At 43.5% G+C, this 18443-nt stretch carries 16 protein-coding genes and 1 tRNA gene; 4 read left to right on the top strand and 13 right to left on the bottom strand.

Annotation, left to right across the window (positions count from 1 at the left end; all coding sequences use genetic code 11):
• Positions 1-136 precede the first annotated feature (136 nt).
• The 12 genes from Q7O90_RS03960 to Q7O90_RS03905 all read right to left on the bottom strand — a co-directional run bounded on the left by Q7O90_RS03960 (position 137) and on the right by Q7O90_RS03905 (position 12292).
• Positions 137-883 (bottom strand): 16S rRNA (uracil(1498)-N(3))-methyltransferase, encoded by a 747-nt coding sequence (locus Q7O90_RS03960; protein ID WP_304127771.1) that lies wholly within the window; start codon positions 881-883, stop codon positions 137-139.
• Between the two features lie 111 nt (positions 884-994).
• Complete coding sequence (locus tag Q7O90_RS03955) at positions 995-2920, bottom strand: DUF2207 domain-containing protein (protein ID WP_304127768.1); 1926 nt, start codon at positions 2918-2920, stop codon at positions 995-997.
• A gap of 86 nt (positions 2921-3006) precedes the next feature.
• Positions 3007-3186, bottom strand: coding sequence for a helix-turn-helix domain-containing protein (locus Q7O90_RS03950; RefSeq protein WP_273280600.1), 180 nt, complete (start codon positions 3184-3186; stop codon positions 3007-3009).
• 142 nt (positions 3187-3328) lie between these two features.
• Entirely contained in the window at positions 3329-3739 is a 411-nt protein-coding gene (locus tag Q7O90_RS03945) for a hypothetical protein (protein WP_304127763.1), read from the bottom strand.
• 256 nt (positions 3740-3995) lie between these two features.
• Positions 3996-4070, bottom strand: a tRNA-Glu gene (locus tag Q7O90_RS03940).
• 113 nt (positions 4071-4183) lie between these two features.
• Positions 4184-5188 carry a hydrogenase expression/formation protein HypE gene (gene hypE, locus Q7O90_RS03935; protein ID WP_304127761.1) on the bottom strand — a complete coding sequence of 335 codons (1005 nt, stop codon included), beginning with the start codon at positions 5186-5188 and terminating at the stop codon, positions 4184-4186.
• Positions 5173-6243: a hydrogenase formation protein HypD gene (hypD, locus tag Q7O90_RS03930; protein WP_330667042.1), complete on the bottom strand. Its 1071-nt coding sequence runs from the start codon at positions 6241-6243 to the stop codon at positions 5173-5175. Before hypD ends, hypE begins: the two co-directional genes overlap by 16 nt.
• Positions 6233-6448 carry a HypC/HybG/HupF family hydrogenase formation chaperone gene (locus Q7O90_RS03925; protein ID WP_273280320.1) on the bottom strand — a complete coding sequence of 72 codons (216 nt, stop codon included), beginning with the start codon at positions 6446-6448 and terminating at the stop codon, positions 6233-6235. Before Q7O90_RS03925 ends, hypD begins: the two co-directional genes overlap by 11 nt.
• A 69-nt stretch (positions 6449-6517) precedes the next feature.
• Positions 6518-9016: a carbamoyltransferase HypF gene (locus tag Q7O90_RS03920; RefSeq protein WP_304127756.1), complete on the bottom strand. Its 2499-nt coding sequence runs from the start codon at positions 9014-9016 to the stop codon at positions 6518-6520.
• 33 nt (positions 9017-9049) lie between these two features.
• Complete coding sequence (locus Q7O90_RS03915) at positions 9050-10264, bottom strand: nitrogenase component 1 (RefSeq protein ID WP_304127754.1); 1215 nt, start codon at positions 10262-10264, stop codon at positions 9050-9052.
• Entirely contained in the window at positions 10251-11540 is a 1290-nt protein-coding gene (locus Q7O90_RS03910; protein ID WP_304127752.1) for a nitrogenase component 1, read from the bottom strand. Before Q7O90_RS03910 ends, Q7O90_RS03915 begins: the two co-directional genes overlap by 14 nt.
• The gene (locus tag Q7O90_RS03905; RefSeq protein ID WP_273067885.1) at positions 11540-12292 is read right to left on the bottom strand and encodes a nitrogenase iron protein NifH; all 753 of its coding nucleotides are present in this window, start codon (positions 12290-12292) and stop codon (positions 11540-11542) included. The genes Q7O90_RS03910 and Q7O90_RS03905 overlap by 1 nt, the downstream gene beginning before the upstream one ends.
• Positions 12293-12566: 274 nt before the next feature.
• On the opposite strand from Q7O90_RS03905, the gene Q7O90_RS03900 reads away from it, so the two are divergent.
• The 4 genes from Q7O90_RS03900 (at position 12567) to Q7O90_RS03885 (ending at position 16254) form a co-directional block, all read left to right on the top strand.
• The gene (locus Q7O90_RS03900) at positions 12567-13316 is read left to right on the top strand and encodes an AAA family ATPase (protein WP_304127749.1); all 750 of its coding nucleotides are present in this window, start codon (positions 12567-12569) and stop codon (positions 13314-13316) included.
• A gap of 1 nt (position 13317) precedes the next feature.
• The gene (locus Q7O90_RS03895; protein ID WP_304127748.1) at positions 13318-14643 is read left to right on the top strand and encodes a nitrogenase component 1; all 1326 of its coding nucleotides are present in this window, start codon (positions 13318-13320) and stop codon (positions 14641-14643) included.
• A complete protein-coding gene (locus tag Q7O90_RS03890) occupies positions 14640-15944 on the top strand; it encodes a nitrogenase component 1 (protein WP_304127746.1) in 1305 nt (434 codons plus the stop codon). The genes Q7O90_RS03895 and Q7O90_RS03890 overlap by 4 nt, the downstream gene beginning before the upstream one ends.
• 160 nt (positions 15945-16104) lie before the next feature.
• Positions 16105-16254: a hypothetical protein gene (locus Q7O90_RS03885; protein ID WP_304127743.1), complete on the top strand. Its 150-nt coding sequence runs from the start codon at positions 16105-16107 to the stop codon at positions 16252-16254.
• Between the two features lie 184 nt (positions 16255-16438).
• On the opposite strand, the gene Q7O90_RS03880 is transcribed toward Q7O90_RS03885, so the two are convergent.
• A complete protein-coding gene (locus Q7O90_RS03880) occupies positions 16439-18382 on the bottom strand; it encodes a hypothetical protein (protein ID WP_304127741.1) in 1944 nt (647 codons plus the stop codon).
• Positions 18383-18443 lie beyond the last annotated feature (61 nt).

Below are 18443 nucleotides of genomic sequence, written 5' to 3'. Positions count from 1 at the left end.
GTTATATGTGCTTCAATATTTAAAACCTTAAGTATTCTAGCACACTTATCCAGTTTGTCTAGAGGTAAATTAAAATTTTTTGCAAAAAATTTTTTTAACGCATCATCGAAAGCTACACGCAAATCGCAAATCACTCCTATTTACTGAGTTCTAGCGCATAGCTCACAGCAGATAGCACATACATTGGTGCCGTTTCGGCTCTCATGATGCGTGGTCCAAGACCTATGCATACCGCTCCAGCCCCTGTAAACTCTTCTATTTCCTTGTCAGTAATTCCGCCCTCTGGCCCGAATACAAAGAGCAACTTCTCTCCTGCTGAAACTTCCAACAGCGCCTTTACAAGAGCAGATTTCTCACCTTCCTTTGCCGCTTCCTCGTATGCGACGAAGACCTTATCGTACTCAGCAAAGCTATCTACAAAGTCCTTCTTGTTAGCAATGAGATTTATACTAGGAACGATATTGCGCTTGCTCTGCTCGGCAGCCCCCTGCACTACCTTTTCAAGCTTTTCTGCTAGCTTGGCGAGCTTCTTGCCATCCCACTTGACAATCGACCTATCTGCCGGAAAACCGCATATTTCAGCTGCCCCGAGCTCCGTCGTCTTCTGCGCTATGGTCGAAAATTTATCGCCTTTAGGAAAACCGCATGCGATAGTAATTTGAACTGGTAGCTCGACATTTTCATCTAGCTCTTCTATGATCCGCATAGTTCTGCTCTCTGCATCTACAACTTCTGCAAGTCTCTTAATGCCATCTTGGAACACGAGAACTACCTCATCGCCAGCCCTAAGTCTCATGACCTGGAACATGTGCTTGATGGTATCCTTGTCCGTTATCTCAATAGTTTCAGCGCTAGGGCTACCGTAAATAAAGTACTGCTGCATTGCTGCTCCTTTAGTATATTAGTGTTATTAGTTCAAGCCGTTTCGAATCGTCATTCTGTAACTTAGGAATAATTGATTTAGGTGTAGTGCGTATATATTGGAAGGCGAGGTTTACCAGCCACCGCCTCCTCCGCCACCAGATCCACCACCGACAGATCCGCCGCCGCCAGAGCTAAGACCGCCGCTGACATCTGCGTACAATGCCGATGATACTCTAGAAAACGCACTAGATTGAATATGATGAATCATAATATCCATATTTATAAGGTCGTACATGTCTCCGCCTAACGCACTGTATCCAATATGTCCAGCTAGAGTCTTAGGTTCAAACTTCTTCGCCCAAGTATCGGTAAGCCCAAATACATAAGCATACGGAAGCACATCGTAGAAATACGCTGGGTCTTCTTGAACAAGGGCATTTATCCTATCCACCTCTGCTGTAGCGATAAATTCTTTGAAGCCGATAATCTCACCATAAAGCTTGGCGCTATCCTTAGTTCTCTTGAGGAATCCTAGTAGAATCAATGGTACAGCCAAGGCATATACAGCTATTGCAGCTAGAGCATACTTCGTCATCTCACCGCCTGCAATCTTGTACAAAAATAATAACATAAACGATGATATCGCCAGATAGATAATTCCCCAGAACGCAAAAGATGTAACGCTCCTTAGACCGCTTCTCGTCCTGTGAAAATGATACTCTCTACATATCCTCTTAACAGGCAATCTCCAAAATGCATCAAGGATTACCGAGCCACCATATACGAATATCAAAATTCGCCAGCCGGGTAGGTAGAACTCTCTATACATAGAAAGTGCGATTAGCATACCTCCTATAATGCAGCTGATGATAGTTGCAATCTTCTCATTTTTCTGCGATTTCTTAGAGAATATCGATTTGTTGTCTGTATACTCTTCAACTATTACCTTTCTAATAAGTTCACATTCTTTGCCTATGCGTTTGCTCGCTTCCTCTAGGCTCACAACTTTACCAAGTGTGCCATTCTTCGTGCTTCCAAATATAGTTTTGTAAAAAGTAACGGTAATTGGGGGCTCGTCATATACGTCGGGAATCCGGAGGCTCTCGAATTGATATTTTCCCTTCTTGTATTCCTCAATCGATATATACCCTTTAGATGCCAAATAAAAGAACATCGATGTAATATCCCTCTTATTTACTTCTTCGTCGACCAGATATCCGATTTCTCCAGGCGGAACACCTTTTGGTGGCTTGAAAGTAACGGGCGCAACAATCGGGTGTTCTTTTTCGTTCAAAACCCTAAGCACGATAAGTACAATGACACCGAGAATTGCTACTATTACGGTCGCATAGTTCACCCAGTACTTGCTAGGCGCTTTGTACCAGTAGCCTTTTGGAGTATCTACGAGCAATGTCGCACCATTATTTGCAGGCAAGTTCTTAACGCTATATTCGATTATATTTTGCTTCTTGTCGTAGGTCCATTTACCGTACATATTATACGTACTCTTGTGCGGGCCACTATACCCTTTCATACCGCTGTACGGAAAATGCTGTGGCAAGTACACAGAAACTGTTGCCGACTTGATCTCTGTTGCCCATTCCGACGGAAGCACATCCACATATATGTCGTTAGGATTATTCTTGCGCTCGTAATTAGCAAGGGTATAGATGATGGTGTAATCTTTAACACCGGTAACCGTCTTCTTTTTATCACCGATTTTAATCTGCATTTGGTTAGCTTTATACAGATTCTTAATCTTGTATTTGTCCCCATCTACGGATACATCTTTGATCTTGTAACCCTTGCCGAAAGGAATGTTTCTAACTATACCGTGTTTAGGATCGTTGAATTTCACCTTAATCTTCTCTACGACTACATATGAATAGTCTTTCCTAACATCCACAGTCACATTGTAACTAAGAGTAGAATATCCAGTGCCAGTGTCAACATCTCCTGAACTGAAATATCTTGTCAGTCCTGAAATAAGCCATATTGTAGCTAACAAGCCGATAGATACAATAGTTGCTATGCGGTCGTTTCGTTTTTTGTCCATAAGTTATTCCTGCTGTTATTGTTTAAAGGATTAATAACCAACATGAAATCATGAGGTTAAACTGCCTATGAAATGCGAGTATGCTATTAATTCACTTCAGCTTTGGAATCTTCAATCACAGCTCGCTCTAGTAGCTCAAGAACGTATACGGGAGCTTGCCTGCGCCCACTCTCCCAATCTTGAATTGTTCTTACTGGGATGTTATATTTCTCTCCAAATGCCGCTTGCGATAAGCCGAGGAGCTTACGCATCTCCTTTAGTTCCATTATCAGTATCTCCTCTTTTATGTAACTCTTATAGAATAACTTAATGATACAACATGTGGGTTGGATGTGTAAGGGTATAAAAAACCTTGAGCTATCACTCAAGGTTTGGCGTTAAACAATCTTTTTAGCTAAATTGCACACCCTAATTTTGTTCATCACATTCAGATAATATAACCTCTCCATTACCACTCACATCAAAAAATCCGACATCGTGTTTTAACGCAATTTTAAGCATAGTATTATATGCGTCCTCTGCTAGTGACCATGCAAAACATGCATATATCACATCTTTACCAATACAATAGTCTGTAATGCGATTTGCAAGATCTTCATCATTTTCTATTTCATCATCACTAAGAGCAAATTCTCCCCCCATCGGTGGAAATACTTGTATCATATCCATAAACCAGTTCTTTAGATTAACTGAGCTTACTTCTATCGAATCATAATTATGATCTTCCTTCCACTCCACTTGATTTTCGTACCATTTTATAAATTCTGTCTTATTATTTGGAGCCTGTGCTTTTTCGAAAACCATTAAATCGTAACTCATAATTTCTTAGACCTCCTTATCCATTAACTTATTTAGGTTTAATAAAAGACCCAGGGCCGAAGATTCCTGAGTACATTTTATGTTATATTATACAATATACACAGATTATACATAAAATTATATAAAATATCACTCTCCTAATGTGATATGACCAAACAGAGCACGACAAAACAGGTCAATTTATAACACCTATAATATAGCTAAAAAAGAAAAACCTTGTAACTTCAATAGTTACAAGGCTTTTCTCTGTTTATATTGGTACCGCATCCGGGAATCGAACCCGAGATTCAGCCGTGAGAGGGCTGCGTCTTAACCTCTTGACCAATGCGGCATATATTCGTATCACGAGTGCGACACGAATTAGTATACATAATATATCAGAACTTGTCCAGTACTTTTTTCGTTTAACTAGGATTATTTAGTTTCACTAGTTTCCAGACTTCACTAACAAATCCTCGGCAGCAGTTCTCCGCTTGGTGGTGGCAGTAGCGTTTCAGTGCCTATTTCTGTTGTCATCACAACGTGACCGGGCATCTCACCAGTCACCTCGCCTATTACCACCGCACCCTCTGTATGTTCGGAGCTGTGCAGTGCCGCGAGTACAGCGTCAGCGGATTTTGCAGGGACGAACATAACCAGTCTACCCTCGCAAGCGAGATAAAGTGGCTCTAGCCCGAGCATACCCGTGACACCAGCGACTTCAGGATTTACAGGAATGGACTCAGTATCGAGCTTGATTCCGACATTGCTCTGGTCAGCAATCTCATAGAGTACAGTCCCTACTCCGCCGCGCGTCGCATCCCTTATAACGTGGATGTCTGGTGCGGCTTCAAATGCAGCATTCACAGCATTCCAGAGTGGCGCACAATCGCTCGTCACATTCGCCTCCATGCCAAATCTGTCCCTCTCAAGTAGAATCGTGCAGCCGTGACGTCCAACGTCTCCAGTCACGATGATCTTGTCGCCAGGTTCAGCATTTGCACCAGCTGGGTTAACGCCTTCCAGTATCTCGCCTACGCCAGTAGTCGTGATAAATACGCCATCCACCTGACCTTTGCCAGCAACCTTGGTATCGCCAGATACGATTGAAACGCCTACCTCATGAGCCGTCTCAGCCATCGCCTTAGCGATGCGGTCCAGTTTCTCAACTGTGAAGCCTTCTTCTATTACAAATGCACAAGATATGTAGAGTGGCTTTGCGCCCATGCACGCGAGGTCATTTACCGTACCGCATATCGAGAGCTTTCCGATGTTGCCGCCAGGGAATTCTGCAGGAGATACGATAAATCCGTCCGTGGACATCGCCATACTTCCATTTGGAGGTGGCAGCACTGCCGCATCGTCCGCTGTTAAGTATTTGTTGTCGAAATATTTCTTGAAAATCCCACCGATCAGGTCATTCGTCTGCTTTCCACCTGCACCGTGCGCTAGGGTTATTGTTTGTTCCATATGTCGCCTCCGTATTTATAAAACGCCGAACATGCGCCTTCGCTAGAAACCATACACGCTCCTATCGGATGCTCTGGCGTACAGCCCTTACCGAATACCTTGCAGTCGTAAGGCTTGCATTTGCCGAGTAGCACCTCTCCGCATCTACATGCTGGATTTGGCTTACCTTCTATCTCTGGAAGATTGAATTTGTACCTAGCATCGTAATCGCGATACTCTGGCCTAAGCTCAACACCTGATTTCTCTATAACGCCGAGTCCTCTCCATTCTGAATCGCAAGGCTCCATGACCGTCTCGACGAGTTTTCTAGCCGCAGGACTTCCCTCTTCAGTTACCACTGCTGGATAGCAGTTTACTGCGAAAGGTTTGTTCTCTTCTATTTTCTTGATGATCACCGCAAGTGCCGTCAGCACCTCGGATCCCGAGAAACCAGCGACCACTCCAGATATTCCGTGTTCATCACGGAGTTTATAGTATTCCTCCATACCAGTCATCGTGCTCACATGACCTGGATATAGAAATGCATCCGCACTGCCCTTGAGCGCTAGATATGCGTTATACATCGTCTTGTTGGCTGTCAGTATCGAGAAATTTTCGATGCCCTGTGCCTTCGCTTCACGAACCGCCATCACGCTCCCAGGCGTTGTCGTCTCAAATCCAACCGCCAGAAATACGACCTGCTCATCTGGATGCTCCTTCGCATACTCGAGCGAGTCGAGCGGTGAATATACTACATTTACCTTTGCACCTTGGCTGCGAGCACCTGCTAGACTCATCTTCGTTCCTGGGACTCTGATTAAGTCACCAAAAGTTGTGATAGTGACCTTCTTATCAAGTGCGAGCATAACAGCTTCATCGATATACGAAACTGGAGTAACGCAGACAGGACATCCTGGTCCTGAGATAAGCTCGATGTTATCAGGTAAAAGCCTTCTGATTCCAAGCCTAAAAATCTCATGAGTATGAGTTCCACAGACTTCCATGATGCGTAGCTTCGGGCCGTTGTAGGAGGTGATAATGTCGCGAGCTTTTTTTGTACTCTCGTTAATTGTCATTTAGTTCCTCCATGACCTTATCTGCCTCTACTGCTTCATCTGCCGCAACTCTAGCAATCGCAAGACCTGCGTGTACCATAACGTAATCTCCAGGAGCGAGGTCTGAAATCAGCTCCGCAGACACCTTTCTCTTTACGCCGCCAGCATCGATGACAGCCATATTATTCTCTATATTAGCAACCTTTGCTCTCAATCCCACGCACATTTGTGCACCTCCGTCATTTTCTAATCTCTATATATTTTATACCCATGTGCAGCCTTGTGGCTGTACTATTTATTGTTCTTCATTGTCAAGCGCAGCTATTCCGACTGCCGCTTGTCCAAGTGCTATGCCACCGTCATTTGTCGGTACAACTGAATGTTTCAGCACTTTGAAGCCTTCGTTCTCGAGCCCTCTGTCTACGAGCTTAAGTAGCAGTAGATTTTGGAATACACCGCCAGACAGTGCGACTACATTTACTCCGCATCTGGTGCGCTGATAGCAGCACGCAATTACTATCATGTCTGCCAGCGCTTTATGAAAGAAGTATGCCAGCTGGTCAGCATCTTGATCCGCCAGACTCCTTGCAGCTAGTTCCATGAGCAAGGTGTCTGTGCACAGTTCGAACTGCTCTTCGTCGATATTCATCAGCCTGCCCTCGTAAGGCGCTAGGCTTATTCCTTGTGCTTCGGCGCGTTCAGCTGCAAACTGGAGCGCCATCGAGGCCTCGCCTTCGAAGGTGCTGGCTGACTTTATGCCGAGCACTGCGCTTACTGCATCGAAAAGGCGTCCTGCGCTTGTAGACTTCACTGTATTTATATTATTGCCTAGCATGAAGTCGATGCTCTGCCTACCCTTTTCGTCTCCAAGCCCGAGTGTCTCTCCTATACGGTTTGCCGCCTCGCGTCCAAGCGCTGTGCTAATCATGGAGTAGGCAATCCGCCAGCCCTCCTTAGAGGCAATATCTCCGCCAGCATGTATAAACGGTGCAATACTGCCAACACGCTCGTATCCGCTCTCATCTCCAAGCAGGAATTCACCGCCCCAGATAGTTCCATCAGGTCCATATCCAGTTCCGTCAAAAGTCACTCCCAGAGCTGTTCCCTCGTATTCATTCTCTGCCATGCACGATACCATGTGTGCATGATGATGCTGCACTTCCATAACTGGAACACCTTCTCTCTCTGCAATCACCCTAGCCATCTCGCTTGTGTTATAGCCTGGGTGCATATCTCCCACTATTATATCTGGATGAATCTCTAGAAGCCTTTCCATACGAGTTGTCGCTGCTTCAAGTGCTCTCACACTTCTCATATCCGCCATATCGCCTATGTATGGCGATGGATAAAAAAGCCCCTTATCGCCTAGGCAAAATACATTCTTTAACTCTCCACCTATTCCGAGCACCGCATGGGAGTTTTCTCTCTTCGCTACTATTGGAAGCGGAGAATATCCTCTCGACCTTCTGATCATATAAGGCTTGCTTCTGTAAAATGCCATTACCGTATCATCAGCTCTTATCCGTATGTCCCTAGAGTTGGAAAGTATGATATCGCACATAGGCGATAGATACTTAAGCGCTTCCTCATCGTTCATGCATATCGGAGCTCCAGATGGATTTCCGCTAGTCATCACCAGCACATCAGATATTGGCTCATCGTCTGGATAATCGAAGAGAAGCATATGAACTGGTGTATATGGCAGCATCACGCCCAAATTAGGATTGTCAGGTGTTACAGATGCTGCGATTCTGGAATTGTGCCCTACCTGGATGTTGGTCTTAAGTTCTCCCTTTATATTGGAATCAGGCTCTGCCGAGTCAGCTGAATCGTGACGTCTAGGAATCAGTATTATCGGCTTTTGCGGGCCGGTAAGCAGCGGCTCCATCTCTGGCTCCAGTCTGCACTCGCGCCCGACCACTTCGAGGTCCCGCATCATCACAGCAAACGGCTTCATCGGGCGCGCCTTCAGCTGTCTGAGGCGCTGGACCGCTGCTTCGCTTCCGGCGTCGCAGCAGAGGTGGAAACCGCCTATCCCCTTGATGGCGGCGATGCCGCCATTCCTGATTACAGTCCTGGTTTCTAGAAGCGCCGCCGCGCCATATGCACCCTCGTGGCGCCCAGTATCAGGAATCTCATCTGAGATCGCCGTGCTATATCCAGAGTCGCGGCGTCCCGATCCAGCTCCAGCATATTGCGTAGCAGAACCATCTGCCCTGCCCACGAGGGTGTAGAGCTCCGGCCCGCAGTCATTACAGCATACAGGCTGGGCATGATAGCGCCTCGAATTTATATCGGAATATTCGTCACTGCAGGCCTCGCACATTGGAAAACCAGCCATGCTGGTTTTCACCCTATCGTAAGGCATCGAATCTAATATAGTTAAACGAGGACCACACTGAGTGCAGTTTATAAACGGATGGAGGTATCTCCTATCATTTTCATCAAATAGCTCTTTTACACAGTCAGGGCAGGTAGCGATATCTGGTGACACGAATATCTGCCCTTCTTCGTGCTTGCTCAGTGCAATCTTGAATCCAGAGTCTATCGATATATCTACAGGGCTATCCATTACCTTAACTTTGACGATTGCAGATCTGGCAGGTGCTTCAGCTTCAATCGCAAGCACGAATTTATCTAATGCAGATTCTGATGCCTTGGCAAATATCTCAACGTAAGAGCCCTTGTTACAGACACTTCCAGATATGCCATATCTATCCGCAAGTCTGCTCACAAAGGGTCTAAAGCCAACGCCCTGCACTATTCCATAAATTCTGATTACTCTACATACCAATTACAATCACCAATATCTATCGCTATTTTATCTCTATCTAACCACAACTCCTGCCTTCTCCCAGTACTCTTCATCTGATTCAGAAGAGTAAAGAGAAGCCGAGATTGCGAAGTGAGGAAGACTGAGGAAAGTACCCTTCCACCCTGGAAGCGCTCTCTTGATAAGGGGATCACCGATCACCACATCGTATCCCTCAGCATCTACGAGCTTCATGAGCTCATCCTCTTCATTTAACTTAGTATCATGCTCCTGACGAACCTCTTTGCTCATCATGAACCAGCTCGCAACATCTACGCGCTCTAGTGGCTTATCCTCGGAAGTCCCTATAAGCACGTCTCTAAGCGAATTTGCAAAAACCTGCTGATGCACTATCAGCACCTTTCGAGGCTCGTGCACTATGAGCTTGCGAGAGAACTCATCCGCACGATCCTGCGGCAGAGGATAACATATCTCATATGGTACGCCGTACTTATCTGATAGCCATCTCGCGGGCTTTACACCGCCAGGAGATACGACGATATTTCTATCCACATGTGCAGCAGCAGCCACATCTTCTAGCGTATCATTCATGCCATAGATAACTGGGTTATCCACGCCCTGCTCGCCAAGTGCAGTCACCATATCGTCGTAGTCACCACTTCCTGGAGTGTCGAGCGGCGTAAAGCCTATTACTCCAACTCTCTCGGAAGCGTTGCTCTTATCAATCTTACCTAACTTGCCCAGTTTTCCTAGTTCTTCCAAGCTAATGGCTTTTTGCTCAAGACTGCCATTTGCGATGAACCTTGCTCCTGATCCATCTTCTTCATACAAGTAGTTCTTAAGTATCTGCAGAAACGCCCTACTAACACCTTCATCATACATGTCAATTCCATTAGTCTCGACAGGCACAACTGGCACCTCGTAATCAGTCTCCATGAGGCGCTTTAACGCTCTATAGTCAGTGGCGATAACTGCTGGTACTGGTGTCCCGATTAGACCGACAAATTTAGCATCTATATCTCCGAGTGCTTCCTTAGTCTTCTGGATGAGAAGCTCATCACGGCCGAGAATCGCATCTAGGTCACGAAGAGCTGCACTAAATATCGCACTCTTTTTCTTATCCCAACGCGGCTCATCGTATCCGCAGATATTTCCAACGCATCCGCCAGCATCCATGATTATCAGCATACCGCCGTAGTGAAACAGCACAGAGACCGCTCCAGACTGGTCTGGCGTAAACGGCGATAGATATTTTCTAAGCCCTTTCATCAGCGAGCCTCCTCTCTATTGCCTCTACAAAGTGCACTAGTCCCTTGTATCCAAACGGCTGAATCTCGTTATTCCAGTGCACATTTATCGACTCTGGATAGTAGAACTGTGCATCTATACCGATTGAAATATCAACCTTTTCCGAACCATCATAGTTCATCATTGTCGGCGACATAGTCGAGTACACCTTAAGGCCCCGGTTATAGCTAGCGAGTTCTCTGATAAAAGGGAAGTCATCTTCGCTTATATTCGCAAACACCGACTTAACGCGTAGTCCCAGCTTCTCGAGCGCTAGCGCCATCTCTATTGAGTTTCCGTTTACAACCTGTCCTATTGCAAATGTCTTTCCTTCACACAGTTGCTGAAGTCTTAGGCATGCATCGCTAGCCTCACGGAAGTATTCCGAATCATCGATTTCTACTCCGAGCGCCGAGGCGAACAGCGCATATTGACGCTGGATTCTATCTATTTCATATACTCTAGTCAGCTCCACATAAGGGATTCCGAGCTTTAACTCAAGTGTGAATGCTGCTTTTCTAGCCTCTGGATGAAGTATGATATTGAAATCTGCTCCGCCCATCTCCATGTACTCTTCGAGGGTTTCTTTTCTCCCTACCTCGTGTATGGTCTTGATTCCCATCTGACCGAGGATGTCATACAGGTCAGAATCGTCCTCGAGATGTGTAAAATTACCGAGCAAATTAACGGTCCCACCTGTCGGTTTTCTCTTCTCAAGCAGCGAGTAAATCGCTTCTCTTACAGCTACCATCGGTGGGTTCTTGCCCTCGCGCATAAGCGCATACATATATGTAGGAACGACATGAATTCCCGTGCGTTCCTCAGCCTTTCTACAGACACGCTCTAGATCAGTTCCGAGAAGCGCATCGACGCATGTGATGCAGATAACCACAACCTTAGGTTTCACTTCACAGACTTCATAGATCTCCTCGATAGCCTGCGGTATATCGGATAGATGTCTACCTGTAACGAGGTCATTTTCACTCATCTGAAGGAAAAACATCCTCTCACTATATCCGCCTTCGTCCGCCAAAATCGTGGTATTACGGCCACAGCAAGCTGGTGCAACCACAAGCATTACCGATTCTGGTATTACTACTCCTGCTCTCTTAACGCCAAATCCCTGCGCACCTGGTGAATTGTACATCAAGGTCGCTGGTGAGCTATACACAAGATGCTCGTTGCTCACTAGCTCGGTCGGAATACTGCCAGCCTCAGCGAGCGCCCCTATTGTCGTGAAATAAGTGTCTCTCGCCATTACGAATTCTCCTTAATCAGGTAGTCTGCCAGTGCAAAGAACCTCTTTGCGATATCCGACTCAGGATTGCCCTCAATCACGGTCTTACCCTGATCCTCCCAGTCTATGATTTCCTGACTGCGCGGAATCTCTCCTACGATTGGAATTCCTGCTTCATCTGCAAAAGCCTGCACCTTCTCCGTCTCATTCTCGACATTGCGGTGATTGAGCACCACGCCCTTCACCTTAGCATAGCCACGGTCCGCAAAATTATCTACCGCTGTCTTGATATTATTTGCCGCATAGAGAGCCATCTTTTCACCCGAAGTTACGATGAGTATATCCTCTGCAAAGCCCTCTCTGATAGGCGCAGCAAATCCTCCACAGACTACGTCACCGAGCACGTCATAAAGGACTACATCGGGATTGAATCTGCCAAAAACATCTAGATCATCTATTAGATTAAAAGTCGAGATAATACCTCTACCTGCGCATCCGATGCCAGGTGTTGGGCCACCAGTCTCGATACATTCAACTCCTCCAAATCCAGTTTTAACCATCTCGTCGATAGTCGGTTCATCGTCGTTATCTCTCATGAAGTTCATAACCGGAATTAGCGGATTGCCACCGAGAAGGTTGATTGTCGAGTCAGCCTTTGGATCACATCCAATCTGAACCACCTTATATCCCTTAACTGCAAAGGCTGCTGCGAGATTCGCAGTTACTGTCGATTTCCCGATACCACCCTTACCATATATTGCTACCTTAATCATTTATCCCCCTACACAAAAAGACTTCAAACCACACAGGTAGAAGTCTCCGAAAACAAATTCATACCACTCGGGACACCTTGTGGTTGGTCTTCATTTAATTAATTAAAATTATACTATCGTAACAGATTGTACGCAATAAAAGGTATTTTAATCACAATCGTTTACATTTTTTTGAGTGACTGATAAAATATTTTAAATACATTTTATCTCTTTATACCTATTAAAAAGGTGTGAATTGATGAGGTGAAATTTGTTTTTTAGGAAGTATTTCTCAATGAAAAGAATTGCAATATACGGAAAAGGCGGAATTGGAAAATCCACTACCGTCTCTAATATGTCTGCGGCACTCGCTGGAAAAGGATATACAGTCATGCAGATTGGGTGCGATCCGAAAGCTGATTCCACGATTAGTCTTCGTCAAGGAAGGAATCTCACTCCAGTTCTCGATACTTACAGGGATAAGATCAAAGACATTCAGCTTGAAGATATGTATACCATCGGCTATAACGGTGTTATCTGCGTGGAAGCTGGTGGTCCAACTCCAGGCATTGGCTGCGCTGGACGAGGCGTTGCTAAGGCGCTAGATCTGCTCAAGCAAAAGAATTTCGAAGAAGTGCTCCATCCCGATGTCGTCTTCTACGATGTGCTTGGAGACGTAGTATGTGGCGGTTTCTCGATGCCGCTTCGCAAGAATTATGCGGACAACGTATATGTCATCTCTTCCGGGGAGCAGATGGCGATATACGCAGCGATGAATCTCGGTCTAGCGATGGAAAATTTTAAACGCCGGGGTCACAATGGGCTATCTGGAATAATTGCCAACAAGCGCAATGTCAACGGTGAAGACGAGAAGCTTCAGACACTCAGTGAAGACCTCGAGTGCCCGATAGTCGGAACTATCGAGCACAGCATGGTGGTGAAAAGAGCATCTGACGATGCCTTCACTGTCGCCGAAGCTTTTCCCGATGACCCGATGGTTGACATATATACTAAGATAGCGATGGAGATTATAAATAGGGACTAATATGCTGATTGATTTACACAAACCCGATATTAATAAAGCGAAGGTGAAGCTTGGGGACCTCAATACCCTGGCTCCTTTTCCGCGCAAACTTGAATACTCATGTCCTTCGCGCGGTGGCTGGACTATCGCGCATACACCGATGATTATTCCTGGCTCGCACATGATATACATCGGAGCGTCAGCCTGTCTACGTGGCGTAGTTCTCTCTGCTGCCGAGTATGAGGGACTTGATAGATTTTCGATGGTGCTCATTGAAGAGAAGGATATTCTGAGCGGCAACATGGAAGAGCTTTTTATCGAGGGCGTTACTGATATACTGAATAAACTTGATCAGAAACCTACGTGCGTGCTCCCTTTTACAGGCTGCATTCACTACTTCCTCGCCACGGATATAGAATATATATATGACGAGCTTTCGGCTCGCTTTCCAGACATCGACTTCATCTCTTCGCAGATGACACCGACTATGAAGATAAACGATCACACGCCTGAAGAGGACATGTGCCGCTCGATGTATCTGTGCATCGAGGAACAACCGCTTAATGATAAAGTCGTTAATTTCATCGGCGATAGTTTTCCGATTGACAGGTCTGGCGATCATATGAAGCTGCTGCATGATAACGGTTTCCATACTCATGATCTCGCTTCAATCGTTGATTACAATGAGTACAAGGCTATGGGCGAGAGTTTTCTCAATATCTACTCCCTTCCTATCGCGAAGTGGTCCACTGAATGCCTTGAGGAGAGGCTCGGTCAGAAGAGCCTGCACATGCCGTACACTTACGACTACGATGAGATTGACCGTGATATGAGTGCGCTTTCTCAGATTATCGGAGCTCCTACTCCTGATTTTGCATCACTTCGGGCAGAAGCTGATGAAGCCCTAAGAGATACACTTTCTGTAATCGGAGATGCACAGATTGCTATAGACTTCATGAGCACGCCGCGCTTTTTGAGCCTTGCAAAACTCCTGCTCTCACGCGGCTTCAACGTAACTGAGATTTATGGAGATGCTCTAACGCCAGATAGCAAACCTGATCTCGAGTGGCTGCAGCAAAATCATCCAGACATTCCGCTGATTGCAACTCAGGATTTTCGTGCACGCTTCTATCCACGAGACGAAGCTTCAGGCGGCAAGCTACTCGCAATAGGTCAGAAAGCTGCGTATTTTACTGGCTCTAACCACTTTGTAAATCTAATCGCCAACAACGGCTGGTATGGATATGACGCCATTAAAAAGCTCGCCGCAGAAATGATCGATGCGTTTAACAACGAAAAAGACACTAAGTCCATAATTCAGGTCAAGGCTTGGGGGTGCTCGGCATGAAACAAGTAGCAAGAGTTTTATCCACCTATTCAGCTGACCTATTCGGCATCTGCTCCGTCCTCTATGAGCTGGGCGGTCTCGTTGTAATGCACGATGCATCCGGCTGCAATTCAACATACAACACGCACGATGAGCCGCGTTGGTATGATATAGAGAGCATGATTTACATATCTGGGCTCATTGAAAATGACGTAATTCTCGGTAACGACGAGAAGCTCATAGGCGATGTAATTGAGGCTGCACAGGAAACTAATCCTAAATTCATCGCTATCTCCGCTGCGCTTATTCCACTCTTTATGAGCACGGATATGAAGGGAATCGCCCGCATCATCGAGAAGCGTACGGGAATACCGACATTTGGATTTACGACTAATGCGATGGATACTTATGTGCTAGGCGGTAACATGGTATACCGTGAATTTCTAGATAGATTCTGCCCTGCCCTTGATGGTAGTCAAGCTATAACTGATTCACCTTTCATATCCGTAAATCTCCTCGGCGTAACTCCGCTTGATTTCTCGATAGTCGGAAACGTTGAGGCTCTAAAGGAGTATTTTAAAGATTGCGGTATCGAGGTCAATTGCTGCATGACGATGGGCTGCACTATTTCTGAAATGGCAGAGGCTTATAAAGCTGATGTCAATGTCGTCTGCTCATCTCTGGCACTTGACGGTGCGAGAATACTCAATGATAAGTACGGAACACCTGCAGTTCTGGGACTACCTATGGGAAAGACTGCTTGCTGTGAGCTCGAACAGCTTATTAAGCAGTCGGCATCTGACGGTAAATCACGTCTGCTCGGCTCAGCCGATGAGATAACCTGCATCCCCCCACTTGAACACGCAAAGTCTAACTTCACACTTAGAGATAGAGCCAAGGGTGGCACCTGGATTATCGGTGAGGCGATTAATGCAGCAGGCATACGCTATGTGCTGGAGCACGACCTTGAAATTACTGAAGTTCACATACTATGCCCTACTCAGGTAGATGCTCATATGCTTAGAGAGGGCGATGTTATGGTGCGAGACGAAGCTGACATAGAGAAGGTGCTAAAGGATGCAAAATGCGTAATCGCAGACCCTATCTATAGACGAATTCTGACGAGAGATGAAAATGGTAATTTACCGCACTTCATAAATATTCCTCACGAAGCCTATTCGGGCAGGATGTACAGGAGTCATATCCCGACCTTCATCGGAGCAGGCTTCACGGAGTGGCTAGCTTCCAAGCTCAATGCTGATGAGGATTCAATCGGTATCAACGACATAATGCGGATAAATGTGCCATACAAAAAGGGATAAATATTAGGGAAACAAAGTAATATGAAAAAAAGACTTTTGATTGCACTTGCTGTGGTATTATCACTGTCAATTGCTGGGTGCGGTAAGTCTGAGAAAAAAAGTAGGACTTGCAAATAAAGATATAATCGGCATATGGCAATGTACCGCAGCGCTTGAATCAATGGATTCATACTCAAAATCTGTAGTTGAAGGTGCTAATGATTTACTGCCAGCTGGCTCTACAATACAGTTCAAGATTGATAAGAAGAATATGCGTATCACCCGCGAATTTGAACCTAGGGGCGTGTTCGTGTATGAACGGAATCATTAGTTATATGTTAAAAAACGTAGCAATCGAAATTGAATGCTACGTTTTATAATTTATCGCCATTACCTATTTAATTCGATAAGTAAACATATTGTATATTATTAATTAATAAAGTCTTTTCCTTTTCGGTTAATGCAAGCATATCTATTCACCATAAATTTATTACTTACCTATTATCAATAATATTCTAATTCTTGTTAATCCTCATATGCTCTTGTTTTTTAGCGTGCATTTCGTACTTGTTCACTATCTTTCTAATTAAACAATTGCATTTTCTAAATCTAGGAGCAATTAAATCGAGGAGTCCAAGTATACCTAGAACAAAACTAATAATATCACCAAAACCACATCTGTCAGATTGTGGTTTTAAGCGATACATAGGAATTACAAGCATTAGGGAAATCAATATTATTAAAATTACATGTAAAACTATATAAATTATCTTTCCGTTTTGCTCTATTCTCTCATTTGTTGCTCTTCGCATACTATTTATTAATTCGTTATCTTGTTTTGATTGTTTTTTTAACTCTGTATTTTCAGCATTTAGAGCGGTATTATAATAATCTCTAGTAATTTTTTCTAAATCACACTCATCAATATTGGAGATATTATCAGGATCCGCATTAATTAACTCCATTATTTTTTCCTTTTTTCTAAAGATTAATTGATTATAAGCTACTGCTTGTTCTTCATTAACAACCCCTTCAGCTTGTAATTGTTCAATTTTTTTCTTAAATTCATTTTTGATATTCTCTGTAGGTTCCATTGATATCCTTGCATTTTCAATTAATTTTAGCTTTGGATAATCAGAGAATCTTTTATAGTTTTTAAGCCATAAAAGTGTTGTCAAATCCATATCACTAATTAGTAAAGGGGCACAATTGTCATTATCACCAGTGTATTCTTTAACGCAATACACTAAAGGAGTATTAGTAGTTACAAAAATTGCCTTACACTCCTCTATTTTAGTAAACGATTTGGAATTGCGCATTGTACTGATCGCAGAAATAGATTTAACATCATTATCTAAGGCTTCATCTTTTTTATAATTTAATTTAATTGATAAGAATTTTTTTAATTCCTTTTCTCCTATTGACTTGCTATAATCTTCTGTTCTTACTATACAAGAATCATCACTACTTAAATATGGAACTTGAGTTATCTCAATATTATTTTTTTTAAAAATATCTTCTAATTTTAGAAGGTATCTTTCAACATCAGATCTAGAGTACTGCAAATTATCAAAGAACTCTATAGTATGTATACTTTTACTTGCTCCTCTTGAAATATTATGTTTATAAGCCTCAATAATGCTTATTATTTCAGCATATGTATGTTCAAAGCATCTAGCACGGATATTGCTCTTCCTAATAAGATCTAACAACTGTGTTGCACCTTTGTTTTGTTCATCACTTTTTAAGCCAAATATACATAATAGTAGCGTTGTATCTAGGTAAAAATAAACATCTTTAAACTTTTCATTATAATCAGTATCTACATATCCATAAATAATATGAGAGAGAAGAAACCCCTTAACGATATTCTCTATATACGAAAATATTAATGTTTTACCTTCATACTCTTCAAGAATAAATTGTGCTATGTAATAAAACACTTTATTATCAACAGGTGAGACTTCTTGTAATTTTTCTATCTTTGAATATATAAAATAACCATTTGACTCAAGAAATTTCACAAAGTATGCACTTACTTCTTCTTTACTTATCTGCTTTTTAAATATACTATCATGCTTTTTATTTAAATAGACATTTAAGTTGTCAATCACATCTGCAGAGTTTTTTCTCATATTATTTAATTGAGCACTAACATTTCTACACTCTTTAGATAAATCTATGCGTAAATAATATTGTCCATTTTCTTTTTTCAGCACTTTCTTTTTAGTAAGTCGTTTAAACGCTTTTTGTAAAACCGAATAAGGCATATCATAAAACCCAAAATTAGTCGAAAGATAGTCGACAACGGAACCAAGTTCTACTCTTTCATCAATAGATATTAATTGTCCTATAGAATACTTTATAAACGGAATAACTAATTCTAAGGTGTCTTTTTTTTCTTTTTCCCATATAGTAGATAACATTGCAGTGCCAATTAATGAATTTTGATTTTCCATACAGTTTAACTCCTTTTATTAATTGAATTATAATTAATAAATTCCAATTGATTTAGCGTTA

The organism is Mogibacterium diversum, assembly GCF_938028775.1.
Classification (GTDB): Bacteria; Bacillota; Clostridia; order Peptostreptococcales; family Anaerovoracaceae; genus Mogibacterium; species Mogibacterium diversum_A.
The sequence above is the reverse complement of the archived record's forward strand: the minus strand, read 5'-3'. Positions and strand labels throughout refer to the sequence as shown.

Coding starts and splice junctions, on each gene's coding strand:
- Q7O90_RS03960 (WP_304127771.1), bottom strand. CDS start 883: ATGCAGCAGTACTTTATTTACGGTAGCCCTAGCGCTGAAACTATTGAG.
- Q7O90_RS03955 (WP_304127768.1), bottom strand. CDS start 2,920: ATGGACAAAAAACGAAACGACCGCATAGCAACTATTGTATCTATCGGC.
- Q7O90_RS03950 (WP_273280600.1), bottom strand. CDS start 3,186: ATGGAACTAAAGGAGATGCGTAAGCTCCTCGGCTTATCGCAAGCGGCA.
- Q7O90_RS03945 (WP_304127763.1), bottom strand. CDS start 3,739: ATGAGTTACGATTTAATGGTTTTCGAAAAAGCACAGGCTCCAAATAAT.
- hypE (WP_304127761.1), bottom strand. CDS start 5,188: ATGGAACAAACAATAACCCTAGCGCACGGTGCAGGTGGAAAGCAGACG.
- hypD (WP_330667042.1), bottom strand. CDS start 6,243: ATGACAATTAACGAGAGTACAAAAAAAGCTCGCGACATTATCACCTCC.
- Q7O90_RS03925 (WP_273280320.1), bottom strand. CDS start 6,448: ATGTGCGTGGGATTGAGAGCAAAGGTTGCTAATATAGAGAATAATATG.
- Q7O90_RS03915 (WP_304127754.1), bottom strand. CDS start 10,264: ATGAAAGGGCTTAGAAAATATCTATCGCCGTTTACGCCAGACCAGTCT.
- Q7O90_RS03910 (WP_304127752.1), bottom strand. CDS start 11,540: ATGGCGAGAGACACTTATTTCACGACAATAGGGGCGCTCGCTGAGGCT.
- Q7O90_RS03905 (WP_273067885.1), bottom strand. CDS start 12,292: ATGATTAAGGTAGCAATATATGGTAAGGGTGGTATCGGGAAATCGACA.
- Q7O90_RS03900 (WP_304127749.1), top strand. CDS start 12,567: ATGAAAAGAATTGCAATATACGGAAAAGGCGGAATTGGAAAATCCACT.
- Q7O90_RS03895 (WP_304127748.1), top strand. CDS start 13,318: ATGCTGATTGATTTACACAAACCCGATATTAATAAAGCGAAGGTGAAG.
- Q7O90_RS03890 (WP_304127746.1), top strand. CDS start 14,640: ATGAAACAAGTAGCAAGAGTTTTATCCACCTATTCAGCTGACCTATTC.
- Q7O90_RS03885 (WP_304127743.1), top strand. CDS start 16,105: ATGGATTCATACTCAAAATCTGTAGTTGAAGGTGCTAATGATTTACTG.
- Q7O90_RS03880 (WP_304127741.1), bottom strand. CDS start 18,382: ATGGAAAATCAAAATTCATTAATTGGCACTGCAATGTTATCTACTATA.